Raw genomic sequence first — 17,797 nt, 5'->3', positions numbered from 1 at the left:
TTTGAACCGGTGGGAGCATGCGTGCTCCCACACGGTTTGCGGGCCGCAAAAATCACTCGGATTGTCGTGCGGCGGTGATTACCATAGCGACTCTCCTTCGAATGATGTGCATCCCATGGCCCTGGCCGCGCCGCCTGACCTCAGTGATCCTGCCGTTCCCGTGCAACCTTTGGCGCGCACCTATCCGCGTGGGCTCTACATTGAGCCCCACAGCCACGACTGGGGCCAGTTGCTCTATGCCATGAGCGGCGTGATGTGGGTCGACACCCCGCAGGAAGCGCTGGTGGTGCCGCCACAGCGTGCCGTATGGCTGCCGCCCGGCGTGGAGCATGGTATCCGCGTGGTCTCGGACTTGCAGATGCGCAATATCTACCTGCGCCCGGCCCTGGCGGCAACGCTGGACAGCCAGGTGCAGGTGATCGAAGTCGGTGGGTTGTTGCGCGAGCTGATCGTCACGTTGGTGGACGAGGGCGACAACGGTGAGGTGGCTTACTACGACGCGCTGGTCAGCCTGGCCTTGCTGGAGCTGCAACGGGCGCGTCGCTCGCCGATTCGCATCGCCATGCCGGTGGAGGCCGACCGCCGGCTGATCAATGCCTGTCAGGCGGTCATGGCTGCGCCGTCCCTGGAGATCCCTTTCGAGCAGCATGCCGAAGCCGCTGGCGCCAGTGTGCGCACCCTGGCGCGGCTGTTCCAGACCCACCTGGGCATGGGCTTTGCCGAATGGCGCCGCCAGGTGCAACTGGCCACGGCGGTGGCAGAGTTGATCCAGGGCCAGTCGGTCAGCGCCATCGCGCGCTCCCTGGGGTATTCGCCCAGCAGTTTCAGCGACATGTTCCGGCGTGAACTCGGTGTGGCGCCCTCGCAATACGTGGGCTGAGGGGTTGGCCGAAATCCTGAAGCACTTGGCCGATGCTTCAGGCTGGTGCTCTCTACACTGAGCGCATCCACCCACAAGGCGCTGCCCCATGAACTACCTCATTTCCCTGGCCATCGGCCTGTTTGTCGGCGTGATCTACGGCGCCCTCGACTTCCGCTCGCCCGCACCGCCGGCCATCGCCCTGATCGGCCTGATGGGCATGTTGCTGGGTGAAAAGCTCTGGCCCATGGGGCGGCAGCTGGTGGGCACCTGGTTCTCCTGATCTCTTTTTTCTCTTCGATGGATATTGGCCATGAAAGCACTGCAATTTACTGCCACCGGCGACCTCAACAACCTGCGCTTTGTCGACGTCGCCACCCCGGTGCCGGCCGTGGGTGAAGTGCTGGTCCAGATCAGGGCTGCTGGCCTCAACCCCAGCGACGTCAAAAACGTGCTCGGTCGTTTTCCCTATACCACCTTGCCGCGCATCCCCGGCCGTGATTTCGCCGGGGTTGTGGTTGAAGGTCCGCAGGCGCTGGTCGGCCAGGAGGTGTGGGGCACCGGCCGTGACCTGGGCTTTTTTGCCGACGGCTCCCATGCCCAGTACCTCACCGTGTCGGCCAAGGGCGTGGCACATAAGCCTACCCACCTGAGTTTCGCCCAGGCCGCGAGCCTTGGTGTGCCGTACACCACCGCCTGGGATGCACTGGAGCGCAGTGGCGTGACCCAGGGCACACGCCTGCTGGTGATCGGCGCCAATGGCGCGGTGGGCAGTGCGACCCTGGCCCTGGCGAAGATCCGTGGCGCCCAGGTGCTGGCCGCCGTACGTCGCCCGGAACAGGTTGAAGTCTTGCAGAGCCAGGGCTTCGCCGCGATTGTCCTGGGCAAGCCGGAAGACCTGGGCGCGCACGTCAACGCCGTGTTCAAGGGCGGTGCGGATGTGATCTTCGACACCACCGGTTTCTGGCTGCCCGCCGCCGTGGCAGGCCTGGCACCGTTCGGCCGCATCGCCATTATCGCCGCACCGGTGGACGGCCATGTACAACTGCCGGCCCTGGCGTTGTACCGCAAGGGCGGTTCGGTGGTGGGGATCAATTCGTTGCTCTACAACTGCGAGCAGTGCGCGGTGATGCTGGAGCAGTTCGGGCGGTTCTTCGATGAAGGCTTGTTACCGCTGCCCACCGGCCTGCGTGAAGTCGCGCTGGCCGATGGGGTGCAGTGCTTCGAAGAGGTGAACCAGGGCAGCGCAGACAAGCTCATCTTCCTGCCCTGATCCTGACGGTCATGCCTCGGGAACACCTTTTTCCCAGGCCGACCAGTTGTTGAGGATCGCCTGTACCAGCGGGTTGCCCGTGCGGTACAGGTTCTCCAGCGCCGGGACAAAACCGCCCTGGTCCGCGTACTTCAACAGGTTATCCACTTCGCTGTAGCCCGGGTACGGCCGGTCGAAATCCGAACCGGCCCGCACCACCGCCAGGCGCTGGATGTCCACCAAACCTTCGCGGCTGGCGCGCAGCAGCGCTTCATAGGTGGAGTTGTCTTCCTGCTGCGTGGTGCAGTATTCGCCTTTGTTGTCGGTCAGCAGCTTGGTCCACACCTCGGCGCGCTCGCTCAAACGCGTGCCGGAGAACCAGGTGTTGCCCGCCAGGGTGTCGCAGCGCGTAACTTGTGGCGGCTGGTTGGCCGGCGCGGCCGGGTAGTGTTTGCGCCAGGCGCTGGATTCCTTGCTTTCCGTCAGCTCGACCTTCTGTGACAGGGCAAACGCCTTGGCCTGCAATTTGGGGTTCAGCTCAAACACTTCGGTCTTGTAGTCCAGCGGTGGTTTTTCGTTGGGGCCCTTTGTGTTGATGCCGAGATAGCCGGTCGGCCAATCCTTCGGCGCATCCCGTGAATCCAGCTCCCATTGGGTGCCGAATTCCACCAGGTAATGCGCCCACGCGGCGGTGCCGATCGTGCCGTGCTTGGGGCTGATACCGGCGATCCCGGCGATCAGGAAATAGCTTTGGCGCAGGTCGAATTTGGGCGACAGGGCCAATGCCAGGGTGGAAGCCGCGGCGTTGGTCTGGCCCATGCCGGTGACCAGCAGGCACACATCCCGGGTATTGCAGCGGATCACCGGATACTCGGCGGACAGGCCCGGTACGCGCACTTCCTGCTTGAGTTCCAGGCGGTCGATCCAGGTTTGCGCCTCAGGGGCGAACATGGTGATCAGCATCACCTTGGGCTTGATCGGCGCGGGTGCATCGGCCAGCACTACCTGGGATAGAACGGTCAGGCCAATGGCCATTGAGAGACGGGTCAATGCGTTCATCTAAAGCTCCTTGATCAGAATTGATAGCCCACGCCGGCGTAGTAACCCCAACCGTCCGAGCGGGCGCGGAAATTGCCTTCGCCGAAATTCAACTCGCTGCCGTCTTCCCAGTTGCCGCCGTTATGAAAGTAACGGCCGACCAGGGTGAAGCGCAGATGGGTAAACGAATACAGCAGCACGTTGGTGGCCACCAGCGAGTTGGCGGTGCGTGCAGGGTTGTCCTTGTGCAGGTCCGAGCCAAAATCGTAGTTGGTAAAGCCGATGTAGGTCAGTGAAGCACCGTTATCGAATTTGCCGATCGGCACGATGTACTTCATTTGCGCACGGTAGCCGTCCCAGGAATATTCGTTGCTGGCGCCATAGTTTTCCCACTGGTAACGCCCGTAGAAGTTGGCCGACAGGTTGACCCGCGAGTGGGTGTCGATATCGGTGCCCAGGCCGCTGTACAGCGTATTGGCGCGGTTGGCCTTGTTGCTGCCGTGGTCGTAGATCCAGTCGAAGGCCACGTACCATTCCTTGAACGGCCCGATGGCCAGGCTGCGGCCCGCCAGGTAGTCGATGGAAATCCGCGGCTCATGCTCCATGAACACCGGCGAGCCATGGTCCCACACACCCTTGTCATTACTGTTACCGATGGTGAGGATCTTCGGCACGTCGATATAGCCGTACAACTCGAAAGGCCCCTTGCGGCCGAAGTACTCGTACTCCAGGTACACGTCATCCTGCGGCTTGGGGCCGAAGCTGATGTCTTTGCTGCCGATCAGCGTCAGGTCCTGGTTGAACCAATCCGACAGGTACACGCCTTTTTTCGCCGGGTTGGCTTCCGGGCTGAGGGTTTCGCCCTGTGCTGAGTCATCGACGGGTTTTTCCTGCGCCAAAACGGGCGCGCTGAGTAGTCCCGTAACGGCGGTCAGTAGCAAGGAAACACCAAAGCAGGTAGGACGCCTTGAGGTGGAATGCATTGAAAATCCCTATTCGTACGCGGTTTGAACCCGATTCTTCGGGTAGAGGTGAACTTGGTCGCCAAGTTCGTACCGCAAACGTTTGCACAGGCTGTACCAACTTTGCTCAATCGATTGATCAGCTTGGAAAAAAACAGGATTAGTCGACCTTTTGGTCAGAATTGACCGGGTGTCATTTTTCGATGCGGTGGAACAGGTGCGTCGCGGTTTGCCGTCGATAGTCACTCGGCGTCTGGTTCATCTCGATGCGAAAGTGCCGGTTGAAATTCGACAGGTTGGCGTAGCCCACTTCAAAGCAGATGTCCGCCACCGACATATCGCTTTGCAGCAACAGCCGACAGGCGCGCTGCACCCGGAACTTGCGCATCAGGTCGATAAAGCCGTGGCCGGTGTTGCGCTTGAAGAAGCGCGAAAAGCCCGGTTCGCTCATCTCCAACTGTTGTGCGATCACCGACAGGCGCACGTCGCCGGTCAGCTCGCGCATCAAATAGTCGAATGCCTTGTTGATGCGTTCGGCGCTGCGTGCATCCAGGGTCGGCGCGTAGCAGGGGCTGGCCAGGGCCTTGGCCTGCTGGGGCGGGGCGTTTTTCAGGGTGTCGAGCAATTGCAGGAACAGGATCAAGCGTTGCAGGCCCTGGGCGTTGCCGATGGCTTCCATCAGGTGGGCGGCGTGCAGCGCCGTGTCCCCGGTGAACTCCAGGCCACGGCGAGCCTGTTCGAACAACGGCTGCAGGTCGCCCAGCTCCGGCAGGGTGTTGCGCAGGGCGAGGAGGGCGGCGCCGTCGAATTGCAGCACCACGTCGCGGCCGCTCAGGTATTCGCCGGGGGCCAGTTCGCCGATCCAGTCGTGGGGCAGGTCGGGGCCGATCAGTGCGACATGCCCGGCGCTGAATGCACCGATGTAGTCGCCCGCTACGAGTTTGCCGCTGCCTTGGCGGATCAGGTGGATTTCGAATTCGGGGTGGTGGTTCCAACGCGCCAGGTCGTAGGGGTAGTCGTGTTCGAACCAGCGGAAACAGTGGTCCGGCTCGGGCAGGATCACTTCCAGTTCGGCGGGGCGGTGCTCGAACAGTGTGGCACGGCTGATGGGCATGAGCGGACTTCTTGGGGTTCTTGTAATCGCTTCAAAATACGCGCTTCGGGCGTTCGGGCGCTACCCGCGCTTGCGTCCGGCACTGATACTTTTTTAACTCGCACGCCCGGGTTAAAAAAGTACCAGTCGAGCATCCGCCACGGGTTTGTGAGGGCCTGGCCAAGCTGCTGTAATCGGCGCTCAACAACAAAAACAACAGGTGGAAACCGCCATGTTCAAGCTCCCGCAAGTGTTGTTCCTGCTGTCCGGCCTGGCGCTGGCCATGCCCAGCCACGCCGCCGACACCGTCACCATCGCCACGGTCAACAACAGCGACATGATCCGCATGCAGCGCCTGTCCAAAGTGTTCGAAGCCCAGCACCCGGACATCACGCTCAACTGGGTGGTGCTGGAAGAAAACGTGCTGCGCCAGCGCCTCACCACCGACATCGCTACCCAGGGTGGGCAATTCGATGTGCTGACCATCGGCACCTACGAAACCCCGCTCTGGGGCGCCAAGCACTGGCTGGAACCCTTGGCCCAGCTGCCGGCCGATTACGATGTCGACGATATCTTCCCCTCGGTACGCCAGGGCCTGTCGGTCGACAACACCCTCTATGCCTTGCCGTTCTACGGCGAAAGCACTGTCACCTACTACCGCACCGACCTGTTCCAGCAGGCGGGCCTGAGCATGCCGGCGCACCCCACCTGGACCCAGCTCGGTGAGTTCGCTTCCAAGCTCACCGCCAAGGACAAGGGCCAATACGGCATGTGCCTGCGCGGCAAGGCCGGCTGGGGCGAGAACATCGCCTTGCTCAGCACCATGGCCAACGCCTTCGGCGCGCGCTGGTTCGACGAGCAGTGGAAGCCCGAGCTGACCAGCCCCGAGTGGACCGCGGCCGCCAACTTCTATGTCAACACCCTCAAACAGTACGGCCCGCCGGGCGTGTCCAGCAATGGCTTCAACGAAACCCTGGCGCTGTTCAATAGCGGCAAATGTGCAATCTGGGTCGATGCCAGCGTCGCCGGCTCCTTCACCACCGATAAAAGCCAGAGCAAAGTGGCCGACAGCGTAGGCTTTGCTGCCGCGCCCACCGAGGTCACCGATAAAGGTTCGTCCTGGCTCTACGCCTGGTCCCTGGCGATCCCGGCCACTTCCAAACACAAGGACGCCGCCAAGGCCTTTATCAGTTGGGCGACGTCCAAGGACTACATCCAACTGGTGGCCGACAAAGAAGGCATCACCAACGTGCCGCCAGGCACCCGCCAGTCCACCTACAACGAGGCGTATCTGCAGGCGGCCCCGTTTGCCCGGGTGACCCTGGAGATGATGAAACACGCCGACCCCGCGCATCCGTCCGTCAAGCCGGTGCCGTACGTGGGTATCCAGTACGTGACCATCCCCGAGTTCCAGGCCATCGGCACCTCGGTCGGCAAGCTGTTCTCGGCGGCTCTGACCGGTGGCATGTCGGTTGACCAGGCTTTGCTGCAAGCGCAGTCCACCACCGAGCGCGAGATGAAACGCGCCGGCTATCCGAAGTAACTTTTGACGGGACCTACTGATGAAACGACTGGAAGGTAAAAGCGCGCTGATCACCGGATCGGCGCGCGGTATCGGCCGCGCCTTCGCCCAGGCCTACATCGAAGAGGGCGCTACAGTCGCCATCGCCGATATCAACCTGCAACGGGCCCAGGCCACGGCTGCCGAGCTGGGCCCGCAGGCCTACGCCGTGGCCATGGACGTCACCGACCAGGCCTCTATCGACGGCGCGATTGCCGCCGTGGTGGCCCAGGCCGGCAAGCTGGATATCCTGGTTAACAACGCTGCGCTGTTCGACTTGGCACCCATCGTCGACATCACCCGCGACAGCTACGAGCGGCTGTTCTCGATCAACGTCGCCGGTACGCTGTTCACCCTGCAAGCCGCGGCGCGGCAGATGATCCGCCAGGGCCATGGCGGCAAGATCATCAACATGGCCAGCCAGGCCGGACGGCGCGGCGAGCCACTGGTGGCGATCTACTGCGCGACCAAGGCGGCGGTGATCAGTCTGACGCAATCGGCTGGGTTGAACCTGATCAGGCAGGGCATCAACGTCAATGCCATTGCGCCGGGTGTGGTGGACGGCGAGCACTGGGACGGGGTGGATGCGCTGTTTGCCAGGCATGAAGGGCTGGCTCCGGGAGAGAAGAAGAAGCGGGTAGGGGCCGAGGTACCCTTTGGACGGATGGGCACGGCGCAGGACCTGACCGGAATGGCGATCTTCCTGGCGTCAAAAGAGGCCGACTACGTGGTGGCGCAGACCTACAATGTCGATGGCGGCAACTGGATGAACTAGGGCCCAATGTGGGAGGGGCAAGCCCCCTCCCACAGTTGAGCCTCTTTGTTCGTTGATTCGGGGCTAGTCCGCAAAACTGCGGTCGAAGAAGTAAATCTCTCCAGGCTTCAGGTTCTCCACCGTCGCCTGGGGCCTGCCGCCTTCACCCTGCTTCTTGCGCCCGGTCTCGCGCAGATACCCTGCCTCCGTCAGCTTCAACAACCGCTGGCGAATACTGGTCTTCAACACCGGCCGCGCCAGCACCAGGGAGAAAATCGTGGTCGCGTCCGGTGCGCTGAATTCATTGCCCAGAAACATCAGCGGCAAGTTGCTGTACAACGACTTGGAAAACAAACGGTCCTGCACCGCTGCCACAATGCTGTTGTGATCGAACGGCAACTTGATGCCGCCACTCGCCACCGCTGTCAGCGAATACCAGCCCTGGTGCTCACCCAGCGTCACGTCCTCGTTCACGATCGCCAGGTAATAGGTGGACGACGACCAGCAGCGCGGATCGCGAAACGCATCCCCCACCGTCCCCACCTGTTCGCTCCAGGCCAGGTCCAGCCCGACCTTGTCACTCGCCCGCAAGCGCTCCACCGCAGCCTGGAGGCTCAGGTCCTGCACGCCGCCATTTACCACCACGCCCGGCAGCGCCCAGTGCCCGGCGAAGGGCTCGGCGTCGCGCTGGTTCAGCAGCAGTTTCAGCTCGCCAGAGATGCGGCAGTAAGACAGCACGCACAGGTCGACGGTATGGAGGTAGGCGCTACGAGGCATGTGATGTCCTTCTAAACAGCAGTGCGGCACAGTCTAACGGATCGAACAGATATGTCATGTACTGAGTCCAGGATAGATACACAAATGTTTGTTGCAATGAAAGTACATGACGTGTACTTTTGTTTCCAGGCCACAGGAGAACCACCATGACCCTCGCGACAACCGCCATTGCCTCATTCGACGTCGACGCCCAGAAGAGCTTCACGCCGCTGTGCCCCAACGAGTTGCCGGTGGCCGGCGGTGACCGGATCGGCGCCGAGCTCAACTACATGGCCAGCCTTGCCGGCCATCGTGTCGGCAGTAAGGACGCCCACACCCCGCACGCGCCCTGGGTGGTGGCGCAGCACAGCGACATGCTGCAACCCACCGGCCTGGCCCATGCCGATGTCACTTGGGTCAGCCACTGTGTACCCGGCACCGAGGGCTTCACCCTGCTGGATGAGTTGCCCACGCCTTATGACTACGACTACTTCATCTGGAAAGGCGTCGAACCCGACCTGCATCCCTACGGCGCCTGCTACCACGACCTGCACGACAAGCTGTCCACCGGCGTCATCGAGTATTTGAAAGCCCAAGGCGTGGTTCGCGTGATCGTCGGCGGCCTGGCCCTGGATTACTGCGTCAAGACCACCGCGTTGCAGTTGCTCAAGGCCGGCCTGGAAGTGGTGCTGCACTTGCCGGCGTGCCGAGGCATCAGCGAGGAGGGCGGTGTACAGGCGGTCAATGAGTTGCTCAAGGCCGGTGCCGCTATCAGCCGCACCCGCGAAGAACTGGCCGCAATGGCCACGCGTTAAGGAGAGACACCATGGAAAGTGCGTACGACTACGAATCCCCGGTGATCCAGGGGTTGCTCGACACCGATTACTACACCTTCACCATGATGCAGGCGGTGTTGCACCAGTACCCCAACGTTGATGTCGAGTACAACTTCATCGTCCGCTCCAGGGAAAAGCTCGGCCACCTGATTCCTGAAATCCGTGCCGAACTGGAGAAACTCGCCAGCCTGCGGATGCGCGAAGGCGAGTTGCGCTTCCTGTTCAACCCACGTTTTCGCGAATACCTCACCCCGGATTACGAGCGCTTCCTTGGCCTGTTCCGTTTCAACCTGCGCTACATCCACGTCAGTGAAGTCGACGGCCAACTCAATATCCGCGTGGTCGGGCCGATGCTGCACTGCATCATGTTCGAGCAACCGGTACTGGCGTTGGTCAGCGAGCTGCGCAACCGCGACAAATACCCCGATGTAACCCTGGAAGACGTCACCCGCAAGCTCTACCAGAAGTTCGACTGGCTGGAGAAAAACCTCAGCCGCGATGAACTGGCCGACCTGCGTGTATCGGACTTCTCCACTCGTCGGCGCCTGTCGTTCAAGGCCCAGCGCGAAGTGGTCGACATCATGCGCCGCGATTTCCCCGGCCAGTTCGTCGGCACCAGCAACGCGCACCTGGCCTACGAATTCGACCTGCCGCTGATCGGCACCATGGCCCACCAATGGCTGATGGTGCACCAGCAACTGGGCCGGCTGCGCGAGAGCCAGAACGCCGCCCTGGAAAACTGGGTGCGCGAGTACCGTGGTCGCCTGGGGATCGCCCTGACTGACTGCATCAGCACCGACTTTTTCCTCAAGGACTTCGACCTGTACTTCGCCAAGCTCTACGACGGCCTGCGCCAGGACTCCGGCGACCCCATCGCCTGGGCCGACAAGGTGTTGGCCCGCTACAAGCAACTGGGCATCGACCCGATGACCAAGGACCTGATGTTCTCCGATGGCCTGAACTTCGAAAAATGCCTGCCGATCCTGCGTCACGTGCGCGGCAAGGCCAGGTTCGGCTTCGGCATGGGCACCAGCCTGGCCTGCGATGTGGACGGCGTTGAGCCGCTGAGCATCGTGATGAAACTGGTGCGGGTGCACGGCGAGCCAGTGGTGAAGTTCTCCGATGACCCGATCAAGAACGTCTGCGAAGACGCCTCGTTTTTGCAGTACGCAGCACAAGTGTTCAACGTTGGCAGTGTGGAGGTGTGACATGCAAGAACGTATCGCACGGGAACTGAACATCAATCGCGCGTTGACCCAAGGCGGCGAGCCCGAAGAAATCCAACGGCGCATCGACTTCATCAAGACCACCTTGCGCCACTCGGGCTGCAAGGCCCTGGTATTGGGCATCAGTGGCGGCGTCGACTCCCTCACCGCCGGCCGCCTGTGCCAAATGGCGGCAGAGCAATTGCGCAGCGAGGGTTACGCCGCACGCTTCATCGCCATGCGCCTGCCCTACAAAACCCAGGCCGATGAACGCGACGCCCAGTCCTCCCTGGACTTCATCACTGCGGACCACATCGACACCCTCAACATCGCCGCCAGCGTCGACGGCCTGATGGCCAGCCTGACCGCCGCCGAAGCCAGCGCCGAGCATGTCGATTTCATCAAGGGCAACGTCAAGGCCCGCACGCGCATGATCGCGCAATACGCCGTGGCCAACCTGCACAATGGCCTGGTGGTCGGCACCGACCACGGCGCCGAAGCGCTGATGGGTTTTTTCACCAAGTTCGGCGACGGCGCCTGCGACCTGGCCCCGCTGTCCGGCCTGACCAAAACCCAAGTGCGCCTGCTCGCCACAGCCCTCGGCGCACCGGACAACCTGGTGCACAAACACCCGACGGCCGACCTGGAAGAGCTGGTACCGGGCAAGCTGGACGAGCACGCCTACGGTTGCACGTATGCAGAAATCGACGCCTACCTGATGGGCGAACCGGTGAGCGAGCGGGTGAGGATGATTGTCGAGGGCGCGTACAGCAAGACAGCGCACAAACGCGCGCTGCCGATTGCGCCCCTTTGATTAACGCTCGATCGACCGACTCCACCGCGCATTCCACTCCGGCCGCGCCTGGTTCACCTGGTCCCAGTCGATCGAAATTGCCGTCTGCAAGTAACCCTGCATCGCTTCCACCCGCGCACGGGTCTTGTCGGTGGTCGGCGTGGTCGGGTTCGACGGAATCTGGTCGCCTTCTTCCAGCGCCGGTGCCTGGGCTTCGGCGGTCAGCAGGAAGGCCGCGAGTTTCTGCGCGAGTTCTGGCTGGTCATTGCGGGCGATCACGCATTCGGCCACGTTCAGCACCACGGCGCCTTCCTTGGGCTGCGCGTATTCCATGGGCACGCCGAGCAGCTTCTGGGTGGCGACCTGGGTTGGGGTCAAAGGAAAGATCGCGGCTTCGTCGGTCTGCACCATCTCGGAGATTTTTGCCGAGCTGGCGATGTATTCCAGCACATTGGGGCCGACGGTTTTTGGCCAGGCCTTGAAGCCGGGCTCCACGTTGGTTTCGTCGCCGCCCTGGATGCGGTTGAACATCAGGAAGCCGTGCAGGCCGAAGGTGGACGACGCCAGGGACTGGAACACCACTTTCTCCTTGAAGCGCGGGTCGCCCAGGTCCATCCACGAGGTGGGCGCGGCCCAGCCTTTTTCCTTGAACATCCTGGCGTTGTAGCCCAGGCCGGTCACGCCGAGGGTCACGGCCACGGCTTCGTCCTTGATCTTCGCCTTGGCCGGGATCTGTTCCAGGGTCGGGCTCGGCGCCAGTTTGTCGCACAGGCCCATGGAGATCGCGCGGTACATGATGCCGTCGTCGAGGAACATCACGTGCATCTGCGGGTTGTCTTTGTTGGCCTGGACCTTGGCGAGGATGTCCGACGAGGTGCCGGGCACGATCACCACCTTGACGTTATTGGCCTTTTCGAACGCAGGTAGCACCTTGTCGGCATACACCCGTTCCATGGTGCCGCCGTTCATGCCCAGGTACAGCGTGGGTGCGGCGTGCGCCGTTGAGGCGAGCAGGGCGAGGGACAAGCAGGACAGCGCAATACGTGGGTTCATGGATGTTTTTCCTCTCAGGCTTGGAAACGACGGATGGAAAACGCTTCGATGGGGTGGCGGCTGGCCCCGGCGCAGACGATCTCTGCCAGGGCTTCACCGACCGCGGGACCGAGCTGGAACCCGGCGCCGGCAAAGCCGAAACCGTGGAGCAAGCCCGGTTGGGTACTGCTGGGGCCGATCACCGGTTCGTGATCGGGGAGGTAACCTTCGGTGCCGCTCCAGGTGCGGATGGCCTGGGCACCTTTGAGAAAGGGGTAGAGTTCGCCGGCGTTGCGCAGGATCTCCAGCACCGCCGCCTGCCCTGGGCGCGCGGTCAACGGGCCCAGGGCAAAGCCGCGACCGCCGCCCAGGATGCAGTTGCCCCGGGCGACCTGGCGCGCATAAATCCCACCGCCTTCAACGCCGGTACTCACGTTCATCACCACCGGCAACGGCTCGGTGACCAGCATCGCCGGGTGCGCGGAGGTGATCGGCACCGCTTCGCCAAACTGCGCGGCGACGCTTCCGGCCCAGGCGCCGGCGCAGTTGAGCAGCCACGCTGCCTGCAGGTGCAGGCCGTTGGCGCAATGCACCTGGAACCGGCGGCTGTCATGCTCGATGCGGATCACCTCGGCCTGCTCGTACACGGCGGCGCCACAACGCTGCGCGGCACGGGCGAAGGCAGGAGATACCAGACGCGGATTGGCATGCCCGTCTTCCGGGCACAGCGAGGCGCCCACGGCAATATCGCCGACCCAGGGGAAGCGTGCGCGCAACTCGGCGTAGTCCAGCAACTGCAGGCCCAGGCCAAAGCCGCGCGTCTGCTCGGCATACGCCTGCAACGCGGCGAAGTCGGCATGACTGCGCGCCAGCTTCAAATGCCCGGAGCGCACGTATTCGCCGTCGATGCCGATCAACCCCGGCAAGTCGGCCCACAGTTGATGGGCGCGCTGTGACAACGGCAGTTGGTGCAGGGGCCGACCCTGGCGTCGCACGCCGCCATAGTTGACGCCACTGGAATGGGAACCGCAGAAATCCCGCTCCACCAGGGCAACGCGCTGGCCTTTCTGCGCGAGCATCAAGGCTGCCGAGGCGCCGACGATGCCGCCGCCGAGGACGATCACATCGATCATGGCTGCACCTCCACGCCAAACGGCAGCGGCTTGATCGGTGCCTGGCCGCGCAGGCGGCCCACCTGTTCAATCCCGCGACCGCTGCGCTCGGCGACGATTTCCGCCGCCGCCAGCCCACACATCCGGCCCTGGCAACGACCCATGCCAACGCGACAGTGGGCCTTGACCCGGTTGAGCTCCCAGTGGCCTTCATCCACCACCGCGCGTATCTCGCCGGCGCTGACTTCTTCGCAGCGGCACACCATCAATGCGTCCGGCGCTTGGGCCGCCCACTGCTCGGGGAAGGGGAACGCGGTTTCCAGCCCATGACGAAAACGCTGGATGCCCGCCAGTTGCTGCTCCAATACGGCGGGGCGGCGCTGATCAATCGCCGCGCCCGAATCTTCCAGCACCGCCAGTGCCGCACGCTCACCGGCCATCTTCGCGGCGTCCGCGCCCATGATCCCTGCGCCGTCGCCGGCCAGGTACACACCGTTGACGCTGCTGCGCCCGGCGTTGTCCCGTTGCGGCAACCAGGCACGGTTCAAGGTGTTCCAGGCGAACTCACAGCCGAGCAAGTCCGCCAGTTGGGTTTCACTGCGCAGGGCATGAGCGAAAGCGACGGCATCGCACGCCAAAACATGGTCATCCCAGCGAATACCGCTGACTCGCTGTTCTCCGTCGATTTTCTGCAGCGTGGCACCCTGATGCACGGGAATCCCATGGGCCGTCAGCCAGGCGCGGTAATACATGCCCTTGGCCAGGGTCAGTGGCTGCCCAAGCAGCGCCGGCAACGCACGGCACTGCGCACTGAACGGCGCGCTGTCGAGTACCGCCACCACCTTGGCTCCGGCCTTGGCGTATTGGTAGGCGACCAGATACAGCAACGGCCCGCTGCCGCAGAACGCCACGCGCTCACCGATGGCGCAGCCCTGGTATTTCAAGGCGATCTGCGCCGCGCCCAGGCTGTACACGCCGGGCAGGGTCCAGCCCGGTACTGGCAGGATACGGTCGGTGGCGCCGGTCGCGACAATGATCCTGGCGTAGTCGACGCTCTCGGCACGGCCGTTGTCGAGCAGGTCCAGGCGACCGTCCTCGGCATTCCACACCAGGGTTTGCGGTCGATAGTCGATCAGCGGCGCCAGCTCATCCATCGTGCGGTGCGCGGCTTGCGCCTTGCTCGCTTCAAAGCCATAGATCTGCCTGGCACTGCGCTGAAAGCCCAAGGGTTGCCGCCGATAGATCTGCCCGCCGCCGCGCAGGTTTTCATCGATCAGGCACGGTGTGACGCCATGGTCGAGCAGGGTGCGCGCCGCGCTGATCCCGGCCGGGCCTGCGCCCACAATCACCACCGGCTTCATGGCTGGCGCCCCGGGTCGCGGCTGATCGCCTGGCCTTCTTCCAGCAGCGTCGAGCAGGCGCGCACGCGGCGACCGTCCTCAAGCCGCACCCAGCAATCCTGGCAGGCGCCCATCAGGCAGAAACCGGCGCGGCGCTCGGCGCTGAAGTCACTGCCGCGCAGGTGCTCGGCGCAGGTCAGCATGGCGGTGAGCAGGGTATCGCCGAGCAAGCCGCTGGCGGGTTGGCCGTCCAGGGTGAAGGACAGGGCAGGGCGCGCGGTCTCGGCCAAGCGTTTGAACAGGGCCATCAATGTTTCCCCACCAGCACGCGGTCCAGGCCGTAGACCCGGTCCAGCAGAATCATGGTGGCCGCCGTCAGCGCAATCACCAGCGCCGACACCGCCGCCATCATCGGGTCGATGGACTCGGTGGCGTACACGTACATGCGCACCGGCAGGGTTTGCGTGGCTGGCGAGCTGACGAAGATCGACAGTGTCACCTCATCGAAACTGTTGATGAACGCCAGCAACCAGCCGCCAGCGACACCGGGCAGAATCATCGGCAGGGTGATCTGGCGAAACAGCGTAAAGCGGCTGGCCCCGAGGGATTCGGCGGCCTGCTCGGCACTGCGATCAATACCGATGGCGGCCGCCAGCACCAGGCGCAGCACATACGGCGTGATGATCACCACGTGGGCCAGCATCAGCCAGGTAAAGCTGCCGTTGACCCCCATCAGCGCGAACAACCGCAGCATCGCCACCCCCAGCACCAGGTGCGGGATGATGATCGGCGACAAAAACAACGCACTGAAAAAATTACGCCCGGGAAACGAATACCGGCTGATCGCCAACGCTGCCGGCACCGCAATCAATGTGGCCAGGCTTGCCGCAGTGAAGGCCAGCACCAGGCTGTTATAGAACGCCTGGATAAAATCCGCACGCTCGAATACCGCACGAAACCAGCGCAGGGAGAAGCCCGAGATGGGCAGGCTCAAGGTGTTTTCCAGGGTGAACGCCACCAGGCACACCACCACCAGCGGCGCCATCATGAACAGCACCACCAAGCCGTGGAAACCGAGGGCCAAAGGACCGTTTCTGGACATGCGCTTAAACCCCCAGGGACTTTTTATAGCGGCCTTCGACCATGCGGTTCCAGCTCAGCATGATCAGCAGATTGACCAACAGCAGCACCACCGCGATGGTCGCGCCCATGGGCCAGTTGAGTTCCGAGAGATATTGGTCGTACACCACGGTGGCGACCATTTTCAGGCGGCGCCCGCCAAGCAGGCCGGGGATCGCAAAGGAACTGGCGGCCAGGCCGAACACGATCAGCGTGCCGGACAGCACGCCAGGCATGACCTGCGGCAGCACGATCCTGCGCATCACTGTGGCCTGGCTGGCCCCCAGCGATAACGCGGCCTGTTCAGCCGACGCGTCGAGTTTTTGCAGGGAGGTCCACACCGGGATGATCATGAACGGCAACATCACGTGCACCAGCGCGATGATCACCGCGAAGGGCGTGTACAGCAGCTTCACCGGGCGCCCGCCGAGCAGTTGGATCAGTTGATTCACCAAACCATCGGCGCCCAAGAGCAGGCTCCAGCCGAAGGCGCGCACCACCACCGAAATCAGCAATGGCGTGAGGATCAGGATCAGGAAGATCGAGCGCCACGGCGTACCCATGCGGCTGAGGATGTAGGCCTCGGGCACACCGATCACCACGCAAAGCAGGGTCACCAGCGCGCTGATCCAGAAGGTGCGCCAGAAGATCTCGTAGAAGTAGGAGTCGCTGAACAATGACAGGTAATGGGCCAAGGTCCATTCATCGGCCTTCACGCCCACCTGGTAGTCGAACACGTTGAACGACAGGACCAGGGTCAGACCCAGCGGCAGGATCAGTAGCCCGGCAAACAGCACCAGCGCCGGCAAGGAGAGCAGGTAACCGCGACTCATGCGTGCACCTCGTCGGCTGCCAGTACGCGTAGCAAGTCCGCATGCCAGTCCAGGCCCACCGCCGCGCCGCAGCCCAGCGGCGCGCTACCGTCGTTGCTGCGCACCACGGTGATTTCGCCGAGGTCGGTGTGGACGCGGTACAGCCATTGGCTGCCAAAGAAGTAACGATCGAGCACCTTGCCTTGCAGGCGACCGGCCCCCGCGTCCACCAGGGTGATTTTTTCCGGGCGCAGGCTCAGGACCAGCTCGCCGTCGCCGCCTTGATGCCGCACTTGCGGCGTTCCCAGTGGGTCGTAATCGCCGGCCAGCAGGTTGGCCTTGCCGACGAAGTCCGAGATGAAGCGCGTGCGCGGGTGTTCGTAGAGCTTGTACGGCGCGTCGATCTGGGTCACGCGCCCGGCCTGCATCACCACCACGCGGTCGCTGATGGACAGCGCTTCGGCCTGGTCATGGGTGACCATCAAGGTGGTGATGCCGACGGCGCACTGGATGCGGCGGATCTCGAACTGCATCTCTTCGCGCAGGTTGGCGTCGAGGTTGGACAGCGGCTCGTCGAGCAGCAACACCGGCGGCTCGATCACCAACGCACGCGCCAGGGCCACGCGTTGGCGCTGGCCGCCGGACAACTCCCGTGGGTAGCGCTCGGCGTGGGGGGCCAGGCGCACCAGTTCCAGCACGGTTTTCACCTTGCTGACGATCTCTGCGGCCGGCACTTTGCGCATCTTCAGGCCGAAGGCGACGTTGTCGCGCACGCTCATGTGGGGGAACAGCGCATAGCTCTGGAACACCACGCCCAGGCCACGGCTGGCCGGCTTGGCGTGGGTGATGTCGCGGCCGTCGAGCAGGATCTGCCCGCCGCTCACGTCGACGAAGCCGGCGATCATTTGCAGGGTGGTGGTCTTGCCGCAGCCCGAAGGGCCGAGCAGGGAAACGAACTCGCCTTTTTCCACCGCAAGGTCGGTGGCGACCACCGCGTCGACGGCGCCGTAGCGTTTGCTCAAGGCGTTGAGTTGGAGAAATGCCATGTCTGCGTTCCACCTTTTTTGAGTCGCGTCGAAACGCGCTTTTTTGTTTTGGGCAGATGCGAATGAGGTGTTGCCGGTGCGTTGGCGCTCGATCTTGAGTCGGCTGCCGGTTGTTGTTCATTTCGCCCCTGTGGACGCAGATTAGGACGAAGACTAGGATGGGCGGAAGAAGGAATTTCACTGAACGGACTATTATTTTCAGATTTATTCACTCACCGGAATTTACA

Annotated in this window: 18 protein-coding genes and 1 pseudogene; 8 read left to right on the top strand and 11 right to left on the bottom strand. The window is 63.1% G+C overall.

All coding sequences use genetic code 11. The features are described 5' to 3' along the window. Nucleotides 1-115 precede the first annotated feature (115 nt). The 3 genes and pseudogenes from AC3WP7_RS20610 to AC3WP7_RS20600 all read left to right on the top strand — a co-directional run bounded on the left by AC3WP7_RS20610 (nucleotide 116) and on the right by AC3WP7_RS20600 (nucleotide 2,132). Nucleotides 116-900: pseudogene (locus AC3WP7_RS20610) on the top strand (AraC family transcriptional regulator). A 68-nt stretch (nucleotides 901-968) separates the two neighbouring features. Beyond that, entirely contained in the window at nucleotides 969-1,142 is a 174-nt protein-coding gene (locus AC3WP7_RS20605; RefSeq protein ID WP_076955279.1) for a DUF1427 family protein, read from the top strand. Between the two features lie 30 nt (nucleotides 1,143-1,172). Further along, nucleotides 1,173-2,132 (top strand): quinone oxidoreductase family protein, encoded by a 960-nt coding sequence (locus AC3WP7_RS20600; RefSeq protein WP_093513686.1) that lies wholly within the window; start codon nucleotides 1,173-1,175, stop codon nucleotides 2,130-2,132. Nucleotides 2,133-2,141: 9 nt separating this feature from the next. Here AC3WP7_RS20600 and AC3WP7_RS20595 read toward each other — a convergent pair whose 3' ends face one another. The 3 genes from AC3WP7_RS20595 to AC3WP7_RS20585 form a co-directional block, all read right to left on the bottom strand. Beyond that, nucleotides 2,142-3,170, bottom strand: coding sequence for a purine-nucleoside phosphorylase (locus AC3WP7_RS20595; RefSeq protein ID WP_102592837.1), 1,029 nt, complete (start codon nucleotides 3,168-3,170; stop codon nucleotides 2,142-2,144). Nucleotides 3,171-3,184: 14 nt separating this feature from the next. After that, a complete protein-coding gene (locus AC3WP7_RS20590; protein ID WP_071491250.1) occupies nucleotides 3,185-4,132 on the bottom strand; it encodes a nucleoside-specific channel-forming protein Tsx in 948 nt (315 codons plus the stop codon). A gap of 172 nt (nucleotides 4,133-4,304) precedes the next feature. After that, complete coding sequence (locus AC3WP7_RS20585; RefSeq protein ID WP_093126713.1) at nucleotides 4,305-5,225, bottom strand: AraC family transcriptional regulator; 921 nt, start codon at nucleotides 5,223-5,225, stop codon at nucleotides 4,305-4,307. Between the two features lie 262 nt (nucleotides 5,226-5,487). On the opposite strand from AC3WP7_RS20585, the gene AC3WP7_RS20580 reads away from it, so the two are divergent. Then, a complete protein-coding gene (locus AC3WP7_RS20580) occupies nucleotides 5,488-6,747 on the top strand; it encodes an ABC transporter substrate-binding protein (protein WP_371914390.1) in 1,260 nt (419 codons plus the stop codon). 19 nt (nucleotides 6,748-6,766) lie between these two features. Continuing rightward, nucleotides 6,767-7,540 carry an L-iditol 2-dehydrogenase gene (locus tag AC3WP7_RS20575; protein WP_092245798.1) on the top strand — a complete coding sequence of 258 codons (774 nt, stop codon included), beginning with the start codon at nucleotides 6,767-6,769 and terminating at the stop codon, nucleotides 7,538-7,540. 63 nt (nucleotides 7,541-7,603) lie between these two features. Here AC3WP7_RS20575 and AC3WP7_RS20570 read toward each other — a convergent pair whose 3' ends face one another. After that, a complete protein-coding gene (locus AC3WP7_RS20570; RefSeq protein ID WP_102592836.1) occupies nucleotides 7,604-8,296 on the bottom strand; it encodes an NUDIX hydrolase in 693 nt (230 codons plus the stop codon). Between the two features lie 146 nt (nucleotides 8,297-8,442). Here AC3WP7_RS20570 and AC3WP7_RS20565 point away from each other — a divergent pair, with 146 nt between their 5' ends. Genes AC3WP7_RS20565 through nadE form a run of 3 tightly spaced genes read left to right on the top strand, consistent with a single transcriptional unit; the run spans nucleotide 8,443 to nucleotide 11,130 of the window. Next, the gene (locus tag AC3WP7_RS20565; protein WP_071491255.1) at nucleotides 8,443-9,090 is read left to right on the top strand and encodes a nicotinamidase; all 648 of its coding nucleotides are present in this window, start codon (nucleotides 8,443-8,445) and stop codon (nucleotides 9,088-9,090) included. A gap of 11 nt (nucleotides 9,091-9,101) precedes the next feature. Next, nucleotides 9,102-10,319 (top strand): nicotinate phosphoribosyltransferase, encoded by a 1,218-nt coding sequence (gene pncB, locus AC3WP7_RS20560; protein WP_071491256.1) that lies wholly within the window; start codon nucleotides 9,102-9,104, stop codon nucleotides 10,317-10,319. Between the two features lies 1 nt (nucleotide 10,320). Further along, nucleotides 10,321-11,130, top strand: coding sequence for an NAD(+) synthase (nadE, locus tag AC3WP7_RS20555; protein WP_102592835.1), 810 nt, complete (start codon nucleotides 10,321-10,323; stop codon nucleotides 11,128-11,130). Here nadE and AC3WP7_RS20550 read toward each other — a convergent pair whose 3' ends face one another. From AC3WP7_RS20550 to AC3WP7_RS20520, 7 genes are read right to left on the bottom strand one after another with little or no spacing between them, the layout of a single operon-like run. Then, nucleotides 11,131-12,162: an ABC transporter substrate-binding protein gene (locus tag AC3WP7_RS20550; RefSeq protein WP_093513679.1), complete on the bottom strand. Its 1,032-nt coding sequence runs from the start codon at nucleotides 12,160-12,162 to the stop codon at nucleotides 11,131-11,133. A 14-nt stretch (nucleotides 12,163-12,176) separates the two neighbouring features. After that, nucleotides 12,177-13,274, bottom strand: coding sequence for an NAD(P)/FAD-dependent oxidoreductase (locus AC3WP7_RS20545; RefSeq protein WP_093528735.1), 1,098 nt, complete (start codon nucleotides 13,272-13,274; stop codon nucleotides 12,177-12,179). Continuing rightward, on the bottom strand, nucleotides 13,271-14,614 hold the full coding sequence (locus AC3WP7_RS20540; protein ID WP_102592834.1) for an FAD/NAD(P)-dependent oxidoreductase: 1,344 nt from the start codon (nucleotides 14,612-14,614) through the stop codon (nucleotides 13,271-13,273). The genes AC3WP7_RS20545 and AC3WP7_RS20540 overlap by 4 nt, the downstream gene beginning before the upstream one ends. Continuing rightward, nucleotides 14,611-14,901, bottom strand: a complete 291-nt coding sequence (locus AC3WP7_RS20535; RefSeq protein WP_093126731.1) for a (2Fe-2S)-binding protein — start codon at nucleotides 14,899-14,901, stop codon at nucleotides 14,611-14,613. The genes AC3WP7_RS20540 and AC3WP7_RS20535 overlap by 4 nt, the downstream gene beginning before the upstream one ends. Next, nucleotides 14,901-15,695, bottom strand: a complete 795-nt coding sequence (locus AC3WP7_RS20530; RefSeq protein ID WP_102592833.1) for an ABC transporter permease — start codon at nucleotides 15,693-15,695, stop codon at nucleotides 14,901-14,903. The genes AC3WP7_RS20535 and AC3WP7_RS20530 overlap by 1 nt, the downstream gene beginning before the upstream one ends. A 4-nt stretch (nucleotides 15,696-15,699) precedes the next feature. After that, a complete protein-coding gene (locus tag AC3WP7_RS20525) occupies nucleotides 15,700-16,545 on the bottom strand; it encodes an ABC transporter permease (protein WP_093126735.1) in 846 nt (281 codons plus the stop codon). Further along, nucleotides 16,542-17,570, bottom strand: a complete 1,029-nt coding sequence (locus tag AC3WP7_RS20520; protein WP_092245766.1) for an ABC transporter ATP-binding protein — start codon at nucleotides 17,568-17,570, stop codon at nucleotides 16,542-16,544. Before AC3WP7_RS20520 ends, AC3WP7_RS20525 begins: the two co-directional genes overlap by 4 nt. Nucleotides 17,571-17,797: the final 227 nt, after the last annotated feature.

The sequence above is a fragment of the Pseudomonas sp. FW305-3-2-15-C-LB1 genome, assembly GCF_058787615.1.
The sequence above is the reverse complement of the archived record's forward strand: the minus strand, read 5'-3'. Positions and strand labels throughout refer to the sequence as shown.

What these genes read in the sequence shown, in the direction of transcription:
- AC3WP7_RS20605 (WP_076955279.1), top strand. Translation starts at nt 969, where the DNA reads ATGAACTACCTCATTTCCCTGGCCATCGGCCTGTTTGTCGGCGTGATC.
- AC3WP7_RS20600 (WP_093513686.1), top strand. Translation starts at nt 1,173, where the DNA reads ATGAAAGCACTGCAATTTACTGCCACCGGCGACCTCAACAACCTGCGC.
- AC3WP7_RS20595 (WP_102592837.1), bottom strand. Translation starts at nt 3,170, where the DNA reads ATGAACGCATTGACCCGTCTCTCAATGGCCATTGGCCTGACCGTTCTA.
- AC3WP7_RS20590 (WP_071491250.1), bottom strand. Translation starts at nt 4,132, where the DNA reads ATGCATTCCACCTCAAGGCGTCCTACCTGCTTTGGTGTTTCCTTGCTA.
- AC3WP7_RS20585 (WP_093126713.1), bottom strand. Translation starts at nt 5,225, where the DNA reads ATGCCCATCAGCCGTGCCACACTGTTCGAGCACCGCCCCGCCGAACTG.
- AC3WP7_RS20580 (WP_371914390.1), top strand. Translation starts at nt 5,488, where the DNA reads ATGCCCAGCCACGCCGCCGACACCGTCACCATCGCCACGGTCAACAAC.
- AC3WP7_RS20575 (WP_092245798.1), top strand. Translation starts at nt 6,767, where the DNA reads ATGAAACGACTGGAAGGTAAAAGCGCGCTGATCACCGGATCGGCGCGC.
- AC3WP7_RS20570 (WP_102592836.1), bottom strand. Translation starts at nt 8,296, where the DNA reads ATGCCTCGTAGCGCCTACCTCCATACCGTCGACCTGTGCGTGCTGTCT.
- AC3WP7_RS20565 (WP_071491255.1), top strand. Translation starts at nt 8,443, where the DNA reads ATGACCCTCGCGACAACCGCCATTGCCTCATTCGACGTCGACGCCCAG.
- pncB (WP_071491256.1), top strand. Translation starts at nt 9,102, where the DNA reads ATGGAAAGTGCGTACGACTACGAATCCCCGGTGATCCAGGGGTTGCTC.
- nadE (WP_102592835.1), top strand. Translation starts at nt 10,321, where the DNA reads ATGCAAGAACGTATCGCACGGGAACTGAACATCAATCGCGCGTTGACC.
- AC3WP7_RS20550 (WP_093513679.1), bottom strand. Translation starts at nt 12,162, where the DNA reads ATGAACCCACGTATTGCGCTGTCCTGCTTGTCCCTCGCCCTGCTCGCC.
- AC3WP7_RS20545 (WP_093528735.1), bottom strand. Translation starts at nt 13,274, where the DNA reads ATGATCGATGTGATCGTCCTCGGCGGCGGCATCGTCGGCGCCTCGGCA.
- AC3WP7_RS20540 (WP_102592834.1), bottom strand. Translation starts at nt 14,614, where the DNA reads ATGAAGCCGGTGGTGATTGTGGGCGCAGGCCCGGCCGGGATCAGCGCG.
- AC3WP7_RS20535 (WP_093126731.1), bottom strand. Translation starts at nt 14,901, where the DNA reads ATGGCCCTGTTCAAACGCTTGGCCGAGACCGCGCGCCCTGCCCTGTCC.
- AC3WP7_RS20530 (WP_102592833.1), bottom strand. Translation starts at nt 15,695, where the DNA reads ATGTCCAGAAACGGTCCTTTGGCCCTCGGTTTCCACGGCTTGGTGGTG.
- AC3WP7_RS20525 (WP_093126735.1), bottom strand. Translation starts at nt 16,545, where the DNA reads ATGAGTCGCGGTTACCTGCTCTCCTTGCCGGCGCTGGTGCTGTTTGCC.
- AC3WP7_RS20520 (WP_092245766.1), bottom strand. Translation starts at nt 17,570, where the DNA reads ATGGCATTTCTCCAACTCAACGCCTTGAGCAAACGCTACGGCGCCGTC.